The organism is Micromonospora sp. MP36, from assembly GCF_008119785.1.
GTDB lineage: Bacteria > Actinomycetota > Actinomycetes > Mycobacteriales > Micromonosporaceae > Micromonospora.
Genome location: NZ_VSFA01000011.1, coordinates 56,630 through 73,872, shown reverse-complemented (window position 1 = coordinate 73,872; position 17,243 = coordinate 56,630). Strand labels below are relative to the sequence as shown.

Sequence of the window (17,243 nt, the reverse complement as noted above, 5' to 3'; positions counted from 1 at the left end):
GGTCGGCCACGGCGGTCACAGGTGGTGCTGGCGCCACCGGCTCCGCTCCGCTTCGGCGGCGACCTCCTCCTCCAGCGCGAGCTGCCGGATCTGGCGCCGCCGGCCGTCCTCGCGCAGCGTCTCGACGACGACGGCGGCCGCGCAGAGCACCGACAGCAGCACCACCGCCACCAGCTCCGGCAGCCTGGCCGCCGCCGGGGCCACCGCGACGATCGCCACCACCGCCACCAGCAGCGGCCAGCGCACGGTGCGCAGCGCCAGCAGCACGCAGGCCGCGAGGCTGAGCAGGTAGACGGCGACCCCGCCGTAGAGGACGGTGATCCAGAAGGCGCCGATGGCCTCGCCCCAGGGCGGCGTGCTGGGCGACGCCGACTCGGCGAGCAGGTCCTTGAGCCCGAGGGCGAAGAAGATGACGCCGGCGACCATGGGCAGGTGCAGGTAGGTGTATGCGTTCCGGGCCAGCCGGGCCCGGGCGCCCGGCTCCCGGGCGGCGTGCAGCCGGTGCTCGATGCCGATCGCGAGGGTGTCGAAGTACGCCCACCAGAGCACCGCGGCGATCGCGATGCCGAGCACCGCGGTGGTCATCACCGGCCCGGTCAGCGGCAGCGCGTTGCCGAACTTCGAACCGAGCCCGAGCGCGATGATCGACTCACCGAGCGCGAGCAGGACCATCAGGGCGTGCCGCTCCGCCCAGTGTCCGGCGGAGGTCACCACCCAGTAGGAGCCGCCCAGGATGATGCCCGCCACGTACTCCACCAGCACCGCCGCCGCCCAGAGACCGAGCTGCAGCCCGGTCGCCAGGGCACCGGAGGTGACCCGGGGCGGCACCTGCCCGGCAGCGACCAGCAGCGCCGTGGCGACCACCGGCAGGGCGGCGAGCCGCAGCCAGAGCCGGAACTGGGCCGGATCGGACCGGGCCACCCAGCCGAAGACCGCGAGCTGCGGGGCACGGACCAGGAAGTAGCAGACGGCGAAGACGAGCGGGCCGTTGAACCCGCCGGGCTGGTCGACGAACGCGCTCGGGATGCTCAGCACCAGCAGGAAGATGGCGGCCACCATGACGAAGCCGACCACCGGCAGCACGCCCTGGTCGGCGCGGACCAGGTTGCCGAGGCCGGCGAACCCTTGCCAGCACCACCAGAGCAGCGCCAGCACGAGCAGGGCCTGGAACAGGCTGTTCCAGCTGGGCCGGCTCGCGGTCAGCCCGGTGACGGTGAGGAACGCGAAGACGAAGACCAGGTCGTAGAAGAGCTCCAGCCGCGTCACCCGGGAGCCCGGGGCGCCGGGCAGGACCACGCTCGCCCATCGGGTGCCGCCGCCTCGGTTCGCCACCTGCGCAGTGTCCCAGCCGCGCCGGGCCCGGTGACCGAGATCCGGGCAGGTCGGCGCGGGTGCCGGCGGCGATCAGACGCCCGCCGTCCGGCCCGGTTGCGGGTGCCGGGCGGTCAGGTGCACCGGCACCCGCTACGGGCCCGTCTCGGAGACCAGCGGTTCGCGCAGCACCCGTCTGAGCTGCGCCGTACGCGCCGCTTCGACGATCAAGAAGATGATCGAGACGGCGACGAGGACCGCGAGACCCAGCAGCCCGGGCAACGGGGCGGTCAGCGGGACCAGCGCGACGAACACCAGGGTCGTGATGCCGCGGATCCGCCGGACGTTGTGCTGGGTCCGCCACCAGAAGGCCTGATCGCCGATCAGATAGAGGATCACCCCGCCGTAGAGGGCGAAGTGGGCCAGGGCCGCCAACCCCGTGTCCAGCCCGGGCTTGCGGTGCACCAGCGCGAGCGTCAGGCCCAGACCGAGCGCGACCAGCACGACGCCGGCCACCATCACCAGGTGCAGCAAGGTGTACGCGTCGGCGGCCAGCCGGCTGCGGTCGCCTCCCGCGGCGGCTTCCACGGCGCGTTCCCCGGCGATGGCGTCGACGTCGAAGTACGCCCACCACAACGTCGCCACCAGCACCGTGCCGAGGACCGCCCCGACGACCACCAGCCCGGATATCGGTGCGTCGGCCACCGCACGTCCGGTGGAGATGATCGCCTCGCCGAGCGCGACGATGACGATCAGGCCGTACCGCTCCGCCCAGTGACTGGCCGAACTGATCCGCCACTGCCTGACGTTCACCAGGTACCGGCTGCCGTAGTCCACAGCTACGGCGGCCAGCCACAGGGCGATCCGCAGCGGGCTGTAGGGTCCGCGCACGCCGACCAGTTCGGGCAGCAGCGCGGCGCTCAGCAGCAGAAGCACCGCCAGCCCGGCCGCGAGGGCGAGCAGCAGCAGTTGGCGGCGTAAGCCGGGATTGCCGCGCGCGACCACCCAGAACGAGCCCAGGTGCAGCAGTCGGACGACGCCGTAGCAGGTCGCGAAGACCAGCGGCCCGTACAGCCCGACCCGCGACGGGTCGTAGAACGCCACCGGGATCGTGATCGCGATGATGAGGATGTTCGCCGCGACAGCGACGTAAACCAGGCGAGCTCCCGGCTCGTCGGTGCGCAGTGCGGTGGACAGCCACGCGAACACGTTCCAGGCCCACCAGAGCACGGCCAGCGCCGCCAGCCCGCGGACCAGCCCGTGCCAGGTCGGGTCGGCGGCGATCAGGCTGGTGACCTGGATGAACGCGTAGACGAAGACCAGATCGAAGAAGAGTTCCTTCGGGGCGACACCGACGGCCCGCTGGACGGCGGGCTGGATCGCGCGGTGCAGGACCTGGTGCCGGCCCCGGAAGACGGTACGGTCGGCGAGCACGAGCACGGCCACCAGACCGGCGAGAATCGCGAGCGCGGCCAGCGCCGGCACCTGGGCCGCCACCGGTATGCCGAGGGCGAGCAGGACGAGGCCGAGCAGCGGCCCGCGGCCCACGATGTGCATCGTGCGCCCTTCGAAGGCGAGCAGCCCGCCCAGGTAGAGGATCACGCCGCCGTACAGTGCGAGCAGGGACAGCCCGGGCAGCGGCGCCGATTCGCCGACGGCCCCCACCGCCTTCCGCAGGCCGAGGGAGAGCAGGATCAGGCCGCCGATCATCGGCAGGTGCAGGAAGGTGTACGCGTTGCGGGCTAGCCGTACCCGGGCCGCCCCGGACACCCGCTCAAGGGCGAGTTCGGCGGCGAACCGGGCGAGGTCGAAGTAGGTCCACCAGAGCACGCCCACGACGCTCATGCTGAGCAGGATGGCGACGATCAGCGGCCAGGTGACCGGTTTTGTGGAGCCGATGCCCCGGCTGACCCCGACGGAGATGATGGTCCCGCCGAACGCGACCATGACGATCAGGGAATGCCGCTCGACCCAGTGCCGGACCGGGATGTCGCGCCCACCCACCGCGCCGGTGAGCACCCCACCGCTGTACTCGATGAGGATCGCCAGGAGCACCAGCCCCAGGCGGGCCCACGGATGGATATCGACGTCGATCAACCGGCTGGCCAGCACCCCCGCGAGCAACAGCAGCGGGGCGGCACCGGCCAGGGGCAGCCAGCCGCGCCGGATCCGCCGCCGGGAGACCGGGTCGGACCTCGCGAAGAGCATCGCGACCAGCAGGGCGCCGGCCCGCGCGGCGAGGTAGCCCAGCACGAAGATGAGCGGGCCGGGCAGCCCACCGGACCGGTCGACGAATGCCTCCTGGATCGCCACCCCCACCACGAAGATGATCGCGATGAGGCCGAAGGCGACCAGCGGCATGATCCCTCGGTCCAACCGGATGGAGTTGCTGAGCCAGGCGTAGGAGGCCCAGCACCACCACAGCAGCGCGAGCAGCAGCAGACCGCGCACGATCCCGAAGAGGTCGGGACGGGCAGCGGCCAGGCTGGTCACGTTGAGGAAGGCGTAGACGAAGACAAGGTCGAGGAAGAGTTCCAGCCGGGTCACCCCGCCGCTCTCGGCGACCATCTGGAACCGATCGGACAGTCCCCTCGACCTACCGCTGGCCACCGCTTGAGTCTGCCCGGGCGGCGATGCCCGGCGCGGGGCATCCGGCAAGCCGGCCCGGCTCATGTAGAGGACTCCGGTGCTTGATCAGCCCGGTGGTTCTGGGGTTGCATGAGCATCCCGGTTGGTTCGGTGGGTGGCGTCGAGTAGGGCTCTGAGGGCTTCGCCTCGTTCGACTGATTGCCACTGCTGGCCTGGCCACGGATGCCCCGGATGAGGGAAGTGGGCCGACCCTGTCGAGGTCGGGTCCGGTTGCAGCACATGAGTGGGAGCCGTCGTCGGGACGCTCTGCCTCCTTGGGACCGTGGCGGTGAAGGGGCGCCCTTGCTCGGGCCGCCGGAGTCGGCGGTGGCCGGTGAACAGGAGGTAGGGATGGTGCAGCGGCGGCTGGTGGGCATTGATCTGGGTATCGCCTCGGCGCATACGGTGCGGGTGCTGGACGAGGCGGGCCGGCAGGTGTGTCGCCGGCGGTGTGAGCCCACCGTGGAGAGCTTGACGGCGATCGAGCAGGCGGCGTTGGCTGGGGCGGCGGACGGGACCCGGTTGGAGGTGGTGATCGAGCCGACGGGTCCGGCGTGGCTGCCCGTCGCGGTGTTCTTCACCGCCTGGGGGCACACGGTGTTCCGGGTGTCCTCGGCGCGTGCGGCGGACCTGCGTCGGTTCCTGTCCCGGCACGCCAAGTCCAACGGTATCGACGCCGACACGTTGGCTCGCCTGCCGTTGGTTGATCCGGACGGGGTTCGGCCGCTGCGGCTGCCGGCAGCCGAGCAGGCGGCGTTGGACCGGCGGGTGCGGGCGTGTGACCGGCTGACGCAGGCGGCCTCGGAGCACAAGGTGCGGATCAAGGACCTGGTCCGGCAGTTGATGCCGTTGACTCCGTTGACGGGGGACCTGGGCAAGGCCGACCTGGCGGTGCTGGCCCGCTGGGCCGACCCTCGGGCCCTGCTCAAGGCCGGGCCCGTCCGGCTGACCGCGGTGATCGTTAAGGCGTCACGCCATCAGCAAGGCGCCGCCCGGGCTGAACAGTGGCTGGCCTCAGCCCGCGCCGCGGTCGACCTCTACGCCGAGCACCCCGCGGTCGCATTGGCTGACCTGGCCGCGGAAGTCGCCACCGAAGTCCGCCTGTTGGCCGCGACAGACGCCGAGCTGGCCGCCCACGCCACCGCCAGGGAGGACGCCTACCGATGGGCTGACCCTGGGCAGTTGGCCCGCAGTCTGCCCGGTCTGGCCACCGTCGGCGGCCCGGTCCTGGCCACGGTCATCGGCGACGCCGCCCGGTTCCCCTCCGGCGCGCACTTCAAGTCCTACCTCGGCCTGGCGCCCCGCGCGTCGGAGACCGGCAACACCGACCGCAAAGGCCAGCCCATGTCAAAGGCGGGATCCCGGCTGGCCCGCGCCGCGTTGATCCGCGCCGCCGACCACGCCCGCAAACAAGACCCGCAACTGGCCAAGATCTACTACACGCAGATGGTCGAACACGGCGCGGAGCATCTCAAAGCCCTCTGCGTGGTCGCTGGCCGCCTCGCCGAACGCGCCTGGACCGTCATGCGCCGCGGCATGCCCTACGTCATCTGCGACACCGACGGCACACCCATCGACCCCGCCGACGCGAAGAAGATCATCGCCGAGCAGTGGACCGTCCCCACCGACGTCCGCACCCACCGGCGCAGCACCAAAACCACCACCACGAAGGCGGGGAAGGCCCCTCAACGAGTCCTCGCGGGACATGTCAGGTCAGACGCGCGAAGCGCCGACAAACGAGGCGACCTTCCCCACCCACGATCGTCCAACCACTCCACCACCAAGGTCAAGCCAGCCACCACCTTGACAGCAGACCCTCGATAGGGAATCAGGCGATGACGGACGGCTCCCGCCACTGCGGGCGACCGGTGCGGTCCAGGTCGTAGCGGACCGCCGCGAGCCGGCCGACGGCCTCCACCAGGTCGGCGGCGGGCAGCGTGAACGGCAGCCGCAGGAACCGCTCCAGGGTGCCGTCCAGGCCGAACCGGGGGCCGGGCGCCAGGCGTACGCCGACCTCCTCGGCGGCCCGGGCCAGGGCGCTGGAGATCGGGCCGTCCAGCTCGACCCAGAGCGTGACGCCGCCGCGCGGCACGGCGACCCGCCAGTCGGGCAGCCGCTCGGCCAGCGCGCCGACCAGCGCGTCCCGCTGCGCGGCGAGCTGCGCCCGCCGCGCGGCCACGATGGTGGCCGCCTCGGCGAGCAGGTGCACCGCGACGAGCTGGTCGAGCACCGGGCTGGCCATGTCGACGCCGACCCGGGCGGCGGCCAGCCGCTGCACCTGCGGCGCGGACGCCCGGACCCAGCCGATCCGCAGGCCGCCCCAGTACGGCTTGCTCATCCCGCCGATGCTGATCACCCGGGAGTGGCGGTCGAAGGTCGCCACGGGCGGCGGCAGCGGTGTGCCGTCCAGCGGCAGGTCCACGAAGGACTCGTCGATCACCAGATCGGTCCCGGCGGCGTGGGCGGCGCCGACCAGCCGCTCGCGCAGCTCGGTCGCCATCAGGTGACCGGTCGGGTTCTGGAACTCGGGGATCAGGTACGCCAGCTTCGGCCGGGCCTGCCGGATGCTGCCCAGCAGCAGGTCGGCGTCCCAGCCGACGTCGTCCGTGGCGAGGCCGTGGGTGCTGATCCGGGCCCGGCGGGCCGACAGCGCGGCGAGCGCGTTGGGGTAGGTCGGGGACTCCACCAGCACCCCGCCGCCGGGCGACAGGGCCAGCCGCAGCACCAGGTCCAGCGCGTGCTGGGTGCCGCTGGTGACCATGATCTGCTCCGGGCTGGTCGGCAGCCCCCGCTCGGTGTACGCCCGGGCCACCGCCTCGCGCAGCTCGATGATGCCGGTCGGGTGGTAGCCGGCCCCGCACAGGTAGCGGGGCAGGTCCTCGGCGGCCGCCCGGGTGGCCGGGACGAGCTGCGGCGGGGCGGCCAGCGCGGCCACCCCGAGGTCGATCATGTCGCGGTCGTCCAGCGGGGTCCACAGCCCGGTGCTGGCCACCCGGTGCGTGCCGGGCAGCATGGTCCAGCTGCCGGCCCCGCGGCGGCTGGCCAGGTGGCCGCTCTCGCGCAGCTCCCGGTAAGCGGCGGTGACCGTGGTGCGGCTGATCCGCAGCGCCTCGGCCAGCTCGCGCTCGGCGGGCAGGCGTACCCCGAGGGGGAGCCGGCCGTCGGCGAGCAGGCCGCGGACCGCGGCGGCGAGCGCGGCGTAGTCGGGGCTGCGCCGACGGCCGGGCAGTGCGTGCCACTGGCCGAGGAGCCGAGCCAATTGGACGCCACGCACCTGACTCGTCATGGCCACACCTCCGAAATTGGCTCTGTTGTGGGGAAGATTGGCCCCTAGAGTGGCATGCATGGCACCGATTGGCAATTTCCGGTACCGGCCGGCCCGGCGGCTGACCCAGCTCTACGCCGGGCTCGCGCTCTACGGCGTCAGCATGGCCCTGATGATCCGGTCCGACCTCGGCCTCGACCCGTGGGACGTGTTCCACCAGGGCCTCGCCCGGCAGACCGGGCTCTCCTTCGGCACGGTCACCATCGCGGTCGGCGCCCTCGTGCTGCTGCTCTGGATCCCGCTGCGGCAACGCCCCGGCCTCGGCACGGTCAGCAACGTGGTGGTGATCGGACTGGTGGTGGACGGCACCCTGGCCCTGCTGCCACCCGGCGGCGGCCTGCCGGTCCGGATCGGCCTGCTGGTCGTCGGGATCGTCGCCAACGGGGCGGCCACCGGGCTCTACCTGGGGGCGGCGTTCGGCCCCGGCCCGCGCGACGGTCTGATGACCGGATACGTCGCCCGCCGTCCCGGTCGCTCGATCCGGCTGGTGCGGACCGTCATCGAGGTGACCGTGCTGGCGCTGGGCTGGCTTCTCGGCGGCACGGTCGGCGTCGGCACGGTCGCGTACGCGCTCGCCATCGGGCCGCTCGCCCAACTGTTCATCCCGCTCTTCGCGGTGCCCCCGCGGCAGCCCACGGAGTCCGTCCTGGCGCCGTCAGCGGCCGGCGCGCCACGCCCGGCCGGCGAGACGGCGTGATCCGGCGTCCACCCCGCACCGTCCCTCCGGGCCCGCTCACGGCCACCGGGTGGGACGGCCCGCACCAGCGCTGAGCTGCGTAAACGGCCGGCGTCGAAACCGGGTGTTTTCTCCGCCGGCAACGCCGGGCATCATTCGTCCATGGGGGAGAACGGATGGCGCTGGACCGACGCCTGGATCTTCGTCTCGCTGGTGATCGCGAGCGGTGCCGGCCGGCATCGCCGCGCGGCCACCACCCGGCGCCCGGAGGGCGTCCGCCTCGCTGATGTCCTCTCCACCGCCGACCACCTCAACCGGGCCATCCCCGAGCGGCACGAGGTCGAGGGCGCTGTCCGCCGGCTCCTCGGCGCGGGTCTGGTCACGGTCACCGACGGCTGGTTCCGGATCACCCCGGACGGCGAGCGGCTGTGGCGCACCCGGCCGAGCGCCGGGGTGGGGACCACGGTGGACAGCGTGCAGGGCGTGCTGACCCGCCGGCACACGCCGGGCACGTCCGACTGGAGCCTCGACGAGGACGACCACGCCGCCGCCGTCCAGGAGTACGTGGTCCGGTCGATCCCGATGCCGCGCCGCTCCCCAGAGGGCCACTCCGGCCGCTCCTGAGCGCCTCTCCCCGACCGGCTCGCGGGCCCGGCGGGGGCGGTGCCGGGCCGTTGACCACGCCTTTGTCCCGGCCCGAGCGACACCGCCGGATCGGCGAGTCAGTGGCCGGTCAGCGCGGCACCGGCGGACGGATCAGCGGACCGGGTGACCGGCGGCGCGCAGGGCGTCCTTGACCTCGCCGACGGTCAGCTCGCCGAAGTGGAAGACGCTGGCCGCGAGCACCGCGTCGGCGCCCGCGCCGATCGCCGGGGGGAAGTGCGCCACCGCGCCGGCGCCGCCACTGGCGATCACCGGCACGTCGACGGCCTCCCGGACGGCCTGGATCAGCGGCAGGTCGAAGCCGGCCTTGGTGCCGTCGGCGTCCATCGAGTTGAGCAGGATCTCCCCCGCGCCCAGTTCGGCGCCGCGCCGGGCCCACTCGACCGCGTCGAGGCCGGTGCCACGGCGGCCGCCGTGGGTGGTCACCTCGAAGCCGCTCGGCGTGCTGCCGTCCGGCGCGCGCCGCACGTCGAGGGAGAGCACCAGCACCTGCCGGCCGAACCGGTCGGCGATCTCGGCGATCAGCTCCGGCCGGGCGATCGCGGCGGTGTTCACCCCGACCTTGTCCGCGCCGGCGCGCAGCAGGGTGTCGACGTCGGCGACCGTGCGTACGCCGCCGCCGACGGTGAGCGGGATGAAGACCGACTCGGCGGTGCGCCGGACCACGTCGAGCATGGTCCCCCGGTCGCTGGCGGACGCGGTGACGTCGAGGAAGGTCAGCTCGTCCGCCCCGGCCCGGTCGTACGCCGCCGCCAGCTCGACCGGGTCACCGGCGTCCCGCAGGTCGAGGAAGTTGACCCCCTTGACCACCCGTCCGGCGTCCACGTCGAGACAGGGGATCACCCGTACCGCCACCGTCATGTCGCGAGCCTATCCAACCGTTCCCCACCGGCCGTCCGCCTGTGAGCCCGGCCACGGGGTGAGCAGGGGCCCTCCTCTATCGCAAGCGTCAAGACAGGGCCCCTCCCCCGCGTCACAGCCGGACGAGCATCTTGCCCAGGTTCTCGCCGCGCAGCATGCCGAGGAACGCCGCCGGGGCGTTCTCGATGCCGTCCACCACCGTCTCGTCGTACGCGATCTTCCCGTCGCGCAGCCAGCCGGCCATCTCCTCGACGAACTGCCCGCGCAGGTGGCCGTGGTCGCCGACCAGGAAGCCGCGCAGGGTGAGCCGCTTGCCGATCAGCAGCGCCAGGTTGCGCGGCGCGGCGGGCGGCTCGGTGGCGTTGTACTGGGCGATCATGCCGCAGATGGCGGCCCGGCCGTGCAGGTTCATCGCCCCGATCGCGGCCTCCAGGTGCTCGCCGCCGACGTTGTCGAAGTACACGTCGACGCCGTCGGGCGCGACGGCCTTGAGCGCGTCGTACACCGGGCCGTCGTGGTAGTCGAAGGCGGCGTCGAAGCCGAGCCCCAGGAGCCGCTCGACCTTGGCCGGTGAGCCGGCGCTGCCGACCACCCGGGCCGCGCCGCGCAGCTTGGCGATCTGGCCGACCATGCTGCCCACCGCGCCGGCCGCGCCGGAGACGAAGACGGTCTCGCCGGGCTTCATGGCGGCCACGTCGAGCAGGCCGGCGTACGCGGTCAGCCCGGTCATGCCGAGCACACCCAGGTAGGCGCTCACCGGGGCGAGGTCCGGGTCGACCTGGCGGGCGGCCTTCGCGTCGACCAGCGCGTACTCGCGCCAGCCGAGGCCGTGCAGCACGGTGTCGCCGGGCGCGAACCCGTCGGCCGCGCTGGCCACCACCTCGCCGACCGCGCCGCCGTCGAGCGGGGCGTCGAGCGCGAACGGCGGCACGTACGACTTGACGTCGTTCATCCGGCCGCGCATGTACGGGTCGACCGACATGAACCGGTTGCGGACCACGATCTGCCCCGGCCCCGGGGTCGGCACCTCGGTCGCCACGAGGCGGAAGTTGTCGGCGCTGGGCCAGCCCTGCGGGCGGGCGGCCAGGTGGATCTCGCGGTTGGTGCTCATCGCGTCTCACGGACGGTGAGGGCGACCGCGACGTTGCCCCGGGTCGCGGCGGAGTACGGGCAGACCTCGTGGGCCTGCGCGACGAGCTGCTCGGCAGTGGCCCGCGCGACGGCGGGCAGATCGACCAGCAGGGTGACGGCAAGGCCGTAGCCACCGCTGCCGTTCGGGCCGATGCCCACCTCGGCCTCGACGACCGACCCGGAGACGTCCGCCCTGGTCCGGCGCGCGACGAGCCGCAGCGCGGAGTGGAAGCAGGCCGCGTAGCCGGCGGCGAAGAGCTGCTCCGGGTTGGCCGCGCCGCCGGCGCCCCCCATCTCCTTGGGGATCGCCAGGTTCAGGTCGAGGGTGCCGTCCGAGGTGCAGACGTGGCCGTCCCGGCCGTCCCCGGTCGCCCGCGCGGACGCGGTGTAGAGCACCTGCATGGTGGTCACTGCTCCTTCTGTCGGTGGATCGTCTCAGTGACCCGGGTGAGGGTGTCGCGCAGGGCGACCAGCTCGGCGTCGGTGAGGCCCGTGGCTCGGGCCACCCGCCGGGGCACCTCGTCCATCCGCTGCCGCAGGGCCCGGCCCTGCGCGGTGAGGCCCACCTCGACCCGGCGCTCGTCCCGCGCCGAGCGGGTACGCACCACCAGACCGGCCGCCTCCAGCCGCCTGAGCAGCGGGGAGAGCGTGCCGGAGTCCAGTCGCAGCCGGGCGCCGAGCTCGGAGACGGTGGGCGGCTCGTCGTCGCGCTCCCACAGCACCAGCAGCACCAGGTACTGCGGGTAGGTCAGCCCGTGCGCGTCGAGGAGGGGCCGGTAGACGTCGGTGAGGGCGCGTGACGCCGCGTAGAGGGCGAAGCACACCTGCCGGCGCAGCACCAGATCGTCGGTCACGCCTCGAACAGTAGTGCCCAATTAAGTTGCGCACAACTTATTTGGCCCGACGTGACCACGCCCACTGCAGGGCGCCGGCACCCCGCCGGGGCCGCCGACTCAGCGGTCCGGCAGGTACGCCTCCAGCTCCACCTCAACCAGATGCTCCGGGTCGATCAGCCCGGCCACCACGACCATCGTCGCCACCGGGCGGACCGCCCCGAACACCGCGTTGTGCGCCCGTCCGACCTCGTCGGCGTGACTCCGGTCCGTCACGTACATCCGGGTCCGGATCACGTCGGCCGGCTCGACACCCACCTCGGCGAGTGCGTCCAGGCCGATGCGCAGCGCCTGCGCGGTCTGGGCACCGGCATCCCCCACGTGCGCCACCCGCCCGTCCACCGTCGAGGTGCAGCCGGCGGTGATCGCCAGGTTCCCGACCCGCACCACCCGCGAGTAGCCGAACCGGGCCTCCCACGGCCCGCCGGAGCCAAGGCGGGTGACGACCGGGGAGGTCACGCCGCGGCCCGCAGCGTGGCGAGCGCCTCGGCGACGGTGAACGCCCCGGCGTAGAGCGCCTTGCCGGCGATCACGCCCTCCACGCCCACCGGCTCCAGGCCGGCCAGGGCGCGCAGGTCGTCCAGGGTGGAGACCCCGCCGGAGGCGATCACCGGCGCGTCGGTGCGAGAGCAGACCTCGCGCAGCAGCTCCAGGTTCGGCCCGCGCATGGTGCCGTCCTTGGTGATGTCGGTGACCACATACCGGGAGGCGCCGGCCTTGTCCAGCCGCTCCAGCACCTCCCACAGGTCACCGCCGTCGCGGGTCCAGCCCCGGGCGGAGAGGGTACGGCCGCGCACGTCCAGCCCGATCGCCACCCGGTCGCCGTACTCACCGCAGACCCGGTCGCACCACTGCGGGTCCTCCAGTGCGGCGGTGCCGATGTTGACCCGGGCCGCCCCGGTGCCCAGCGCCGCCTCCAGCGACTCGTCGTCCCGGATGCCGCCGGAGAGCTCCACCTTCACATCGAGCTGCCGGACCACCTCGGCCAGCAGGTGGGCGTTCGAGCCCCGGCCGAAGGCGGCGTCCAGGTCGACCAGGTGGATCCACTCGGCACCGTCGGACTGCCAGGCGAGGGCCGCCTCCAGCGGATCGCCGTACGCGGTCGCGCTGCCGGCGGCGCCCTGCACGAGCCGGACGGCCTGACCGTCGGCGACGTCCACGGCGGGCAACAGGGTGAGGCTCAACGTTCTTCTCCTCGCATCAGGTACGACGGTCCAGGGCGAGCACCACGATCGCCGGCAGGACCAGCAGCAACAACACGACCAGCGCCAGCCGCAGCGCCAGGTCGTCCACCAAACTCCAGATGGCGGCCAGCGCCGCCCCGGTGAGCAGCACGATCGCCGCGCGCTCGCCCCGGGTGTGCCGCCGCAGCCGGCCCGTGCGGCCGCGCCGCAGCTGCGGCGTCAACCGGCGTACCAGGGCCCGCCGCCGCTCCCGGCGCGCCACCCGGCGGCGGCGGACGGCGCGCTCGGCCTCCAGTTGCGCCTGGCGGGCCTCCCGGCGGCGGGCCCGCTCCTTGCTCACCGGTCCACCGTCGCTCGCGACTGCGGGGCTCGCAGGCCCGGCTCACTCCTCGCGCTCACAGTGTCGTGCTTGGTTCGCGGCTGCGGGGCTCGCAAACCCGGCTCACTCCTCGCGCTCACAGTGTCGCCAACCAGTTGCGGAGCAGCGTGGCGCCGGTGTCGGCCGACTTCTCCGGGTGGAACTGGGCCGCCGACAGCGGGCCCCGCTCCACGGCCGCGACGAACTCGGTCCCGTGCTCGGCGGTGGTCACCGTCGCCCCGGACGCGGCCAGCCCGGCAGCATCCGTCACCCCGTACGAGTGGACGAAGTAGAACCGGGCGTCGACCGGCAGCCCGGCGAAGAGCACCGAGCCCGCCGGCGCGTGCACGGTGTTCCAGCCCATGTGCGGCAACCGCTCGGCGGGCAACCGGGTCACCCCGCCGGGCAGCAGCCCGAGCCCCTTGGTGACCACCCCGTGCTCGTCGCCGTGCTCGAAGAGCACCTGCATCCCCACGCAGATGCCGAGCACCGGACGGCCCGCGGCGACCCGCTCGGCGATGACCGGGCCGGCGCCGAGCGCCTCGATCCCGGCCATGCAGGCGGCGTACGCGCCGACGCCCGGCACCACCAGGCCCTCCGCCTCGGCGGCGGCGGTCAGGTCGTCGGTCACGGTGACGTCCGCACCGGCCCGCGCCAGGGCGCGCTCGGCCGACCGCAGGTTGCCCGAGCCGTAGTCGAGCACCACGATCCGCTTGCTCATGCCGGCACTCCGCTGCGCTCGCTCATGAGCCCTCCCCCGGTAGCAGCCAGAGCAGCCCACCGGCGGTGGCCAGCGCGGCGAGCAGCCCCGTGATCAGCACCGCGCCGCGCGGCGCGCCCTGCCGGTACAGCGACCACGTCCCGCCGACCAGCACCCCGGCCAGGATCAGCAGCAACGTCGGCAGCGCCGCCCCCATCAGATCCGCCCTTCATGCGCGGCTGCGGTACTCCGCCGCGCCCCGTTCCTCGCGCTCATCAGAGCGCACCCTTGGTGCTCGGGATCGCCCCGGCGTTGCGCGGGTCGAGCGCGGTGGCCTCGCGCAACGCGCGGGAGACCGCCTTGAACTGGGCCTCGACCACGTGGTGGGCGTCCGGGTGGCCACCGGGGCGGGCCGCCCGCAGCACGTCCACGTGCAGGGTGATCCGGGCCGCCTGGCCGAACGACTCCCAGATGTGCCGGGTCATGCTGGTCGGGTAGACCGGCCCGATGTACGGCGCGAGCGGCGGCTCGTCGTGCACCACGTACGGCCGGCCGGACAGGTCGACCGCGGCCCGGACCAGGACCTCGTCCATCGGGACGGTGGCCGAGCCGTACCGCCGGATGCCGGCCTTGTCGCCCAGCGCCTGGTCGACCGCGGCGCCCAGGGCGAGCGCGGTGTCCTCCATCGTGTGGTGGGCGTCGATCTCCAGATCGCCGACGGTGTGCACGGTCAGGTCGAAGCCGCCGTGCCGGGCGATCTGGTGGAGCATGTGGTCGTAGAAGCCGACGCCGGTCTCGATGTCAGCCTTGCCGGTGCCGTCGAGGTCGATCTCGACGAGGACCTTGGTCTCCTTGGTGATCCGCTCCACCCGGGCGGTCCGGCTCATACAGGGCAACCTTTCGTTCGCGACTGCGGGGCTCGCAAGAGCGGCTCACTCCTCGCGCTCACGGACCTTCTCCATCGCAGCCAGGAAGGCGTCGGTCTCGGCGGGGGTGCCGGCGGTGACCCGCAGCCAGCCGGGCAGGCCGACGTCGCGGACCAGCACACCGGCGTCGAGCAGGGTGCGCCAGGCCGCGGCCTGGTCGCCGCCGACCTCGAAGAGGACGAAGTTGGCGTCGCTGTCGGCGACCCGGTGGCCGCGGCCGCGCAGCTCCGCGACGATCCGGTCGCGCTGCTCCATGATCGCGGCGACCGTGCCGAGCAGCGCGTCGCGGTGCGCCAGGGCCGCCCGGGCGGCGGCCTGGGTGAGCGCGGAGAGGTGGTACGGCAGCCGGACGAGCTGCACCGCCCGCACCACGGCCGGGTCGGCGGCCAGGTAGCCGAGCCGCCCGCCGGCGAACCCGAACGCCTTGCTCATGGTCCGGGTGACCACCAGCCGCGGGTGGTCGGGCAGCACGGCCAGCGCGCTCACCGTGCCCGGCCGGGCGAACTCGGCGTACGCCTCGTCCACGATCACCATGCCGGGCGCCTCGTCGAGCACGGCGGCGACCACGGCCGGGTCGAGCGCGGTGCCGGTCGGGTTGTTCGGCGAGCAGAGGAAGACCACGTCGGGCCGGTGCGCGCGGACCTGGGCGACCGCGTCGGCCGCGGTGAGGCCGAAGTCGGCACCGCGGGCGGCGGGGATCCAGCCGGTGCCGGTGCCGAGCGCGAGCAGCGGATGCATCGAGTACGCCGGGGTGAAGCCGAGCGCGGTCCGCCCGGGACCGCCGAACGCCTGGAGCAGCTGCTGCTGGATCTCGTTGGAGCCGTTGGCCGCCCAGAGGTGGTCGACGGTGAGCCCGTGGCCCAGGTATGCCGCCAGGTCGGCGCGGAGCGCCACGGCGTCCCGGTCCGGGTAGCGGTTGAGGTCGCGTAGCTCGGCCGCGAGGGCCTTGGCGATGGCGTCCACCACCGGCTCGGGCACCGGGTAGGAGTTCTCGTTGGTGTTCAGCCGGACGGGCACGTCGAGCTGCGGCGCGCCGTACGGCCGCAGGCCCCGCAGATCGTCCCGGATCGGCAGCTCGTCGAGTGTGGTCATGCCGCCACCTCGCTTCGCTCGGTGCCGGCCGGAGGCCGGTAAGGGCTGAGCTTGCTGGTTCGCTCGCTCCGCTCGCTCACGAGCTCTCCCCCGGGAAGCGCGCGCTGACCGCCTGGCCGTGGGCCGGCAGGTCCTCCACGGTGGCCAGGGTGACCACGTGCGGGGCCACCTCGCGCAGCGCCTCCTGGCTGTATTCCACGAGGTGGATGCCGCGCAGGAAGGACTGCACCGACAGCCCGGACGAATGCCGGGCGCAGCCGCCGGTGGGCAGCACATGGTTGGAACCGGCGCAGTAGTCGCCGAGCGACACCGGCGACCACGCGCCGACGAAGATCGCCCCGGCGTTGCGTACCCGCATCGCCCACTCGCGGGCGTCCTCGGTCTGGATCTCCAGGTGCTCCGCCGCGTACGCGTCGACCACCCGCAGCCCCGCCTCCAGATCGTCGACGAGGACCACCCCGCTCTGCTCCCCGCGCAGCGCGGTGCCGATCCGCTCGGCGTGCTTGGCCGCCGGCACCTGCCGGGCCAGCTCCGCGTCGACCGCGTCGGCGAGCGCCACGGACGGGGTGACCAGCACGCTCGCCGCCAGGGGGTCGTGCTCGGCCTGGCTGATCAGGTCGGCGGCGACGTGCGCCGGGTCGGCGGTGTCGTCGGCCAGGATGGCGATCTCGGTCGGGCCGGCCTCGGCGTCGATGCCGACCACGCCGCGCAGCAGCCGCTTCGCGGCGGTGACCCAGATGTTGCCCGGGCCGGTGATCATGTCGACCGGCGTGCAGCGCTCGGCGCCGTCCGGGTCGACGGTGGCGCCGTAGGCGAGCATGGCCACCGCCTGGGCGCCGCCGACCGCGTAGACCTCGTCGACGCCGAGCAGCGCGCAGGCCGCGAGGACTCGCTGGTCGGGCAGGCCGCCGTTGTCCTTCTGCGGCGGGCTCACCACCACCAGCGAGCGCACCCCGGCCGCCTGGGCGGGGACCACGTTCATCACCACGGTCGACGGATACATGGCCAGGCCGCCGGGCACGTACAGGCCGACCCGGTCGACCGGCACCCAGCGCTCGGTCACCGTGCCGCCCGGCACCACCTGGGTGGTGTGGTCGGCGCGGCGCTGGTCGGCGTGGACCTTGCGGGCCCGGGTGATCGACTCCAGCAGGGCGGCGCGCACCTGGGGGTCGAGGCTGCCCTCGGCCGCGCGGATCGTCTCCACCGGCACCCGCAGGCGCTCCGGGGAGATGCCGTCGAACCGCTCGCTGGCCTCCCGGATCGCCGGGTAGCCATGCTCCCGGACCGCCTCCACCAGGGGGCGGATCCTCTCGACGGCCACCGACACGTCGAGCTGGGCACGGGGCAGCAGGCGGCGCGGGTCACGCGCGCCGCCGCGCAGGTCGATCCGGTTCAGCACCCTTGCGAGTCTAGGCCGCCGGCCCGGTGCCGACCCGCGCCGCCCGCAGGCCGGGACGGTGAGCCGGGACACGCGGGATCGAGCCCGGTCCGACTA

General features: G+C 73.7%; 18 protein-coding genes. 3 read left to right on the top strand and 15 right to left on the bottom strand.

Translation table 11 applies throughout. The annotated features are described in order from the left end of the window. Positions 1-15: 15 nt before the first annotated feature. Both FXF52_RS12415 and FXF52_RS12410 read right to left on the bottom strand, forming a co-directional pair. The gene (locus FXF52_RS12415) at positions 16-1,332 is read right to left on the bottom strand and encodes a low temperature requirement protein A (RefSeq protein WP_148796623.1); all 1,317 of its coding nucleotides are present in this window, start codon (positions 1,330-1,332) and stop codon (positions 16-18) included. Positions 1,333-1,464: 132 nt separating this feature from the next. After that, positions 1,465-3,921 (bottom strand): low temperature requirement protein A, encoded by a 2,457-nt coding sequence (locus FXF52_RS12410; RefSeq protein WP_187413466.1) that lies wholly within the window; start codon positions 3,919-3,921, stop codon positions 1,465-1,467. 369 nt (positions 3,922-4,290) lie between these two features. Between FXF52_RS12410 and FXF52_RS12405 the strand changes: the two genes are divergently transcribed. Next, on the top strand, positions 4,291-5,763 hold the full coding sequence (locus tag FXF52_RS12405) for an IS110 family transposase (protein ID WP_187413465.1): 1,473 nt from the start codon (positions 4,291-4,293) through the stop codon (positions 5,761-5,763). A 4-nt stretch (positions 5,764-5,767) separates the two neighbouring features. On the opposite strand, the gene FXF52_RS12400 is transcribed toward FXF52_RS12405, so the two are convergent. Beyond that, a complete protein-coding gene (locus tag FXF52_RS12400; RefSeq protein ID WP_148796616.1) occupies positions 5,768-7,225 on the bottom strand; it encodes a PLP-dependent aminotransferase family protein in 1,458 nt (485 codons plus the stop codon). Between the two features lie 58 nt (positions 7,226-7,283). Here FXF52_RS12400 and FXF52_RS12395 point away from each other — a divergent pair, with 58 nt between their 5' ends. Both FXF52_RS12395 and FXF52_RS12390 read left to right on the top strand, forming a co-directional pair. Further along, the gene (locus FXF52_RS12395; RefSeq protein ID WP_148796614.1) at positions 7,284-7,961 is read left to right on the top strand and encodes a YitT family protein; all 678 of its coding nucleotides are present in this window, start codon (positions 7,284-7,286) and stop codon (positions 7,959-7,961) included. Between the two features lie 141 nt (positions 7,962-8,102). Then, positions 8,103-8,564 (top strand): hypothetical protein, encoded by a 462-nt coding sequence (locus FXF52_RS12390; protein ID WP_148796612.1) that lies wholly within the window; start codon positions 8,103-8,105, stop codon positions 8,562-8,564. Between the two features lie 132 nt (positions 8,565-8,696). Here the strand turns inward: FXF52_RS12390 and hisF are convergent, their stop codons facing one another. From hisF to hisD, 12 genes are all read right to left on the bottom strand, one after another. Further along, entirely contained in the window at positions 8,697-9,464 is a 768-nt protein-coding gene (hisF, locus tag FXF52_RS12385) for an imidazole glycerol phosphate synthase subunit HisF (protein WP_148796610.1), read from the bottom strand. 112 nt (positions 9,465-9,576) lie between these two features. Continuing rightward, a complete protein-coding gene (locus FXF52_RS12380; protein WP_148796608.1) occupies positions 9,577-10,575 on the bottom strand; it encodes an NADP-dependent oxidoreductase in 999 nt (332 codons plus the stop codon). Then, positions 10,572-10,997: an organic hydroperoxide resistance protein gene (locus tag FXF52_RS12375; protein WP_148796707.1), complete on the bottom strand. Its 426-nt coding sequence runs from the start codon at positions 10,995-10,997 to the stop codon at positions 10,572-10,574. Before FXF52_RS12375 ends, FXF52_RS12380 begins: the two co-directional genes overlap by 4 nt. A 5-nt stretch (positions 10,998-11,002) precedes the next feature. Next, positions 11,003-11,449 carry a MarR family winged helix-turn-helix transcriptional regulator gene (locus FXF52_RS12370; RefSeq protein ID WP_148796605.1) on the bottom strand — a complete coding sequence of 149 codons (447 nt, stop codon included), beginning with the start codon at positions 11,447-11,449 and terminating at the stop codon, positions 11,003-11,005. 99 nt (positions 11,450-11,548) lie between these two features. After that, the gene (locus FXF52_RS12365; RefSeq protein ID WP_148796603.1) at positions 11,549-11,947 is read right to left on the bottom strand and encodes a RidA family protein; all 399 of its coding nucleotides are present in this window, start codon (positions 11,945-11,947) and stop codon (positions 11,549-11,551) included. After that, positions 11,944-12,672, bottom strand: a complete 729-nt coding sequence (gene priA / locus FXF52_RS12360; protein ID WP_148796602.1) for a bifunctional 1-(5-phosphoribosyl)-5-((5-phosphoribosylamino)methylideneamino)imidazole-4-carboxamide isomerase/phosphoribosylanthranilate isomerase PriA — start codon at positions 12,670-12,672, stop codon at positions 11,944-11,946. The genes FXF52_RS12365 and priA overlap by 4 nt, the downstream gene beginning before the upstream one ends. A gap of 16 nt (positions 12,673-12,688) precedes the next feature. Continuing rightward, entirely contained in the window at positions 12,689-13,012 is a 324-nt protein-coding gene (locus FXF52_RS12355; protein ID WP_148796600.1) for a hypothetical protein, read from the bottom strand. A 115-nt stretch (positions 13,013-13,127) separates the two neighbouring features. Further along, positions 13,128-13,751, bottom strand: coding sequence for an imidazole glycerol phosphate synthase subunit HisH (gene hisH, locus FXF52_RS12350; RefSeq protein WP_148796598.1), 624 nt, complete (start codon positions 13,749-13,751; stop codon positions 13,128-13,130). Between the two features lie 22 nt (positions 13,752-13,773). Next, entirely contained in the window at positions 13,774-13,947 is a 174-nt protein-coding gene (locus FXF52_RS41590) for a hypothetical protein (RefSeq protein WP_187413464.1), read from the bottom strand. A gap of 58 nt (positions 13,948-14,005) precedes the next feature. Continuing rightward, positions 14,006-14,617 carry an imidazoleglycerol-phosphate dehydratase HisB gene (hisB, locus tag FXF52_RS12345; protein WP_148796596.1) on the bottom strand — a complete coding sequence of 204 codons (612 nt, stop codon included), beginning with the start codon at positions 14,615-14,617 and terminating at the stop codon, positions 14,006-14,008. A 45-nt stretch (positions 14,618-14,662) separates the two neighbouring features. Next, positions 14,663-15,748 (bottom strand): histidinol-phosphate transaminase, encoded by a 1,086-nt coding sequence (locus FXF52_RS12340; RefSeq protein ID WP_148796594.1) that lies wholly within the window; start codon positions 15,746-15,748, stop codon positions 14,663-14,665. A 76-nt stretch (positions 15,749-15,824) separates the two neighbouring features. Then, the gene (hisD, locus tag FXF52_RS12335) at positions 15,825-17,147 is read right to left on the bottom strand and encodes a histidinol dehydrogenase (RefSeq protein WP_148796592.1); all 1,323 of its coding nucleotides are present in this window, start codon (positions 17,145-17,147) and stop codon (positions 15,825-15,827) included. Positions 17,148-17,243: the final 96 nt, after the last annotated feature.

Coding starts and splice junctions, on each gene's coding strand:
- FXF52_RS41590 (WP_187413464.1), bottom strand. CDS start 13,947: ATGGGGGCGGCGCTGCCGACGTTGCTGCTGATCCTGGCCGGGGTGCTG.
- FXF52_RS12390 (WP_148796612.1), top strand. CDS start 8,103: ATGGGGGAGAACGGATGGCGCTGGACCGACGCCTGGATCTTCGTCTCG.
- FXF52_RS12405 (WP_187413465.1), top strand. CDS start 4,291: ATGGTGCAGCGGCGGCTGGTGGGCATTGATCTGGGTATCGCCTCGGCG.
- hisH (WP_148796598.1), bottom strand. CDS start 13,751: ATGAGCAAGCGGATCGTGGTGCTCGACTACGGCTCGGGCAACCTGCGG.
- FXF52_RS12400 (WP_148796616.1), bottom strand. CDS start 7,225: ATGACGAGTCAGGTGCGTGGCGTCCAATTGGCTCGGCTCCTCGGCCAG.
- FXF52_RS12375 (WP_148796707.1), bottom strand. CDS start 10,997: ATGCAGGTGCTCTACACCGCGTCCGCGCGGGCGACCGGGGACGGCCGG.
- FXF52_RS12340 (WP_148796594.1), bottom strand. CDS start 15,748: ATGACCACACTCGACGAGCTGCCGATCCGGGACGATCTGCGGGGCCTG.
- FXF52_RS12380 (WP_148796608.1), bottom strand. CDS start 10,575: ATGAGCACCAACCGCGAGATCCACCTGGCCGCCCGCCCGCAGGGCTGG.
- hisF (WP_148796610.1), bottom strand. CDS start 9,464: ATGACGGTGGCGGTACGGGTGATCCCCTGTCTCGACGTGGACGCCGGA.
- hisB (WP_148796596.1), bottom strand. CDS start 14,617: ATGAGCCGGACCGCCCGGGTGGAGCGGATCACCAAGGAGACCAAGGTC.
- FXF52_RS12395 (WP_148796614.1), top strand. CDS start 7,284: ATGGCACCGATTGGCAATTTCCGGTACCGGCCGGCCCGGCGGCTGACC.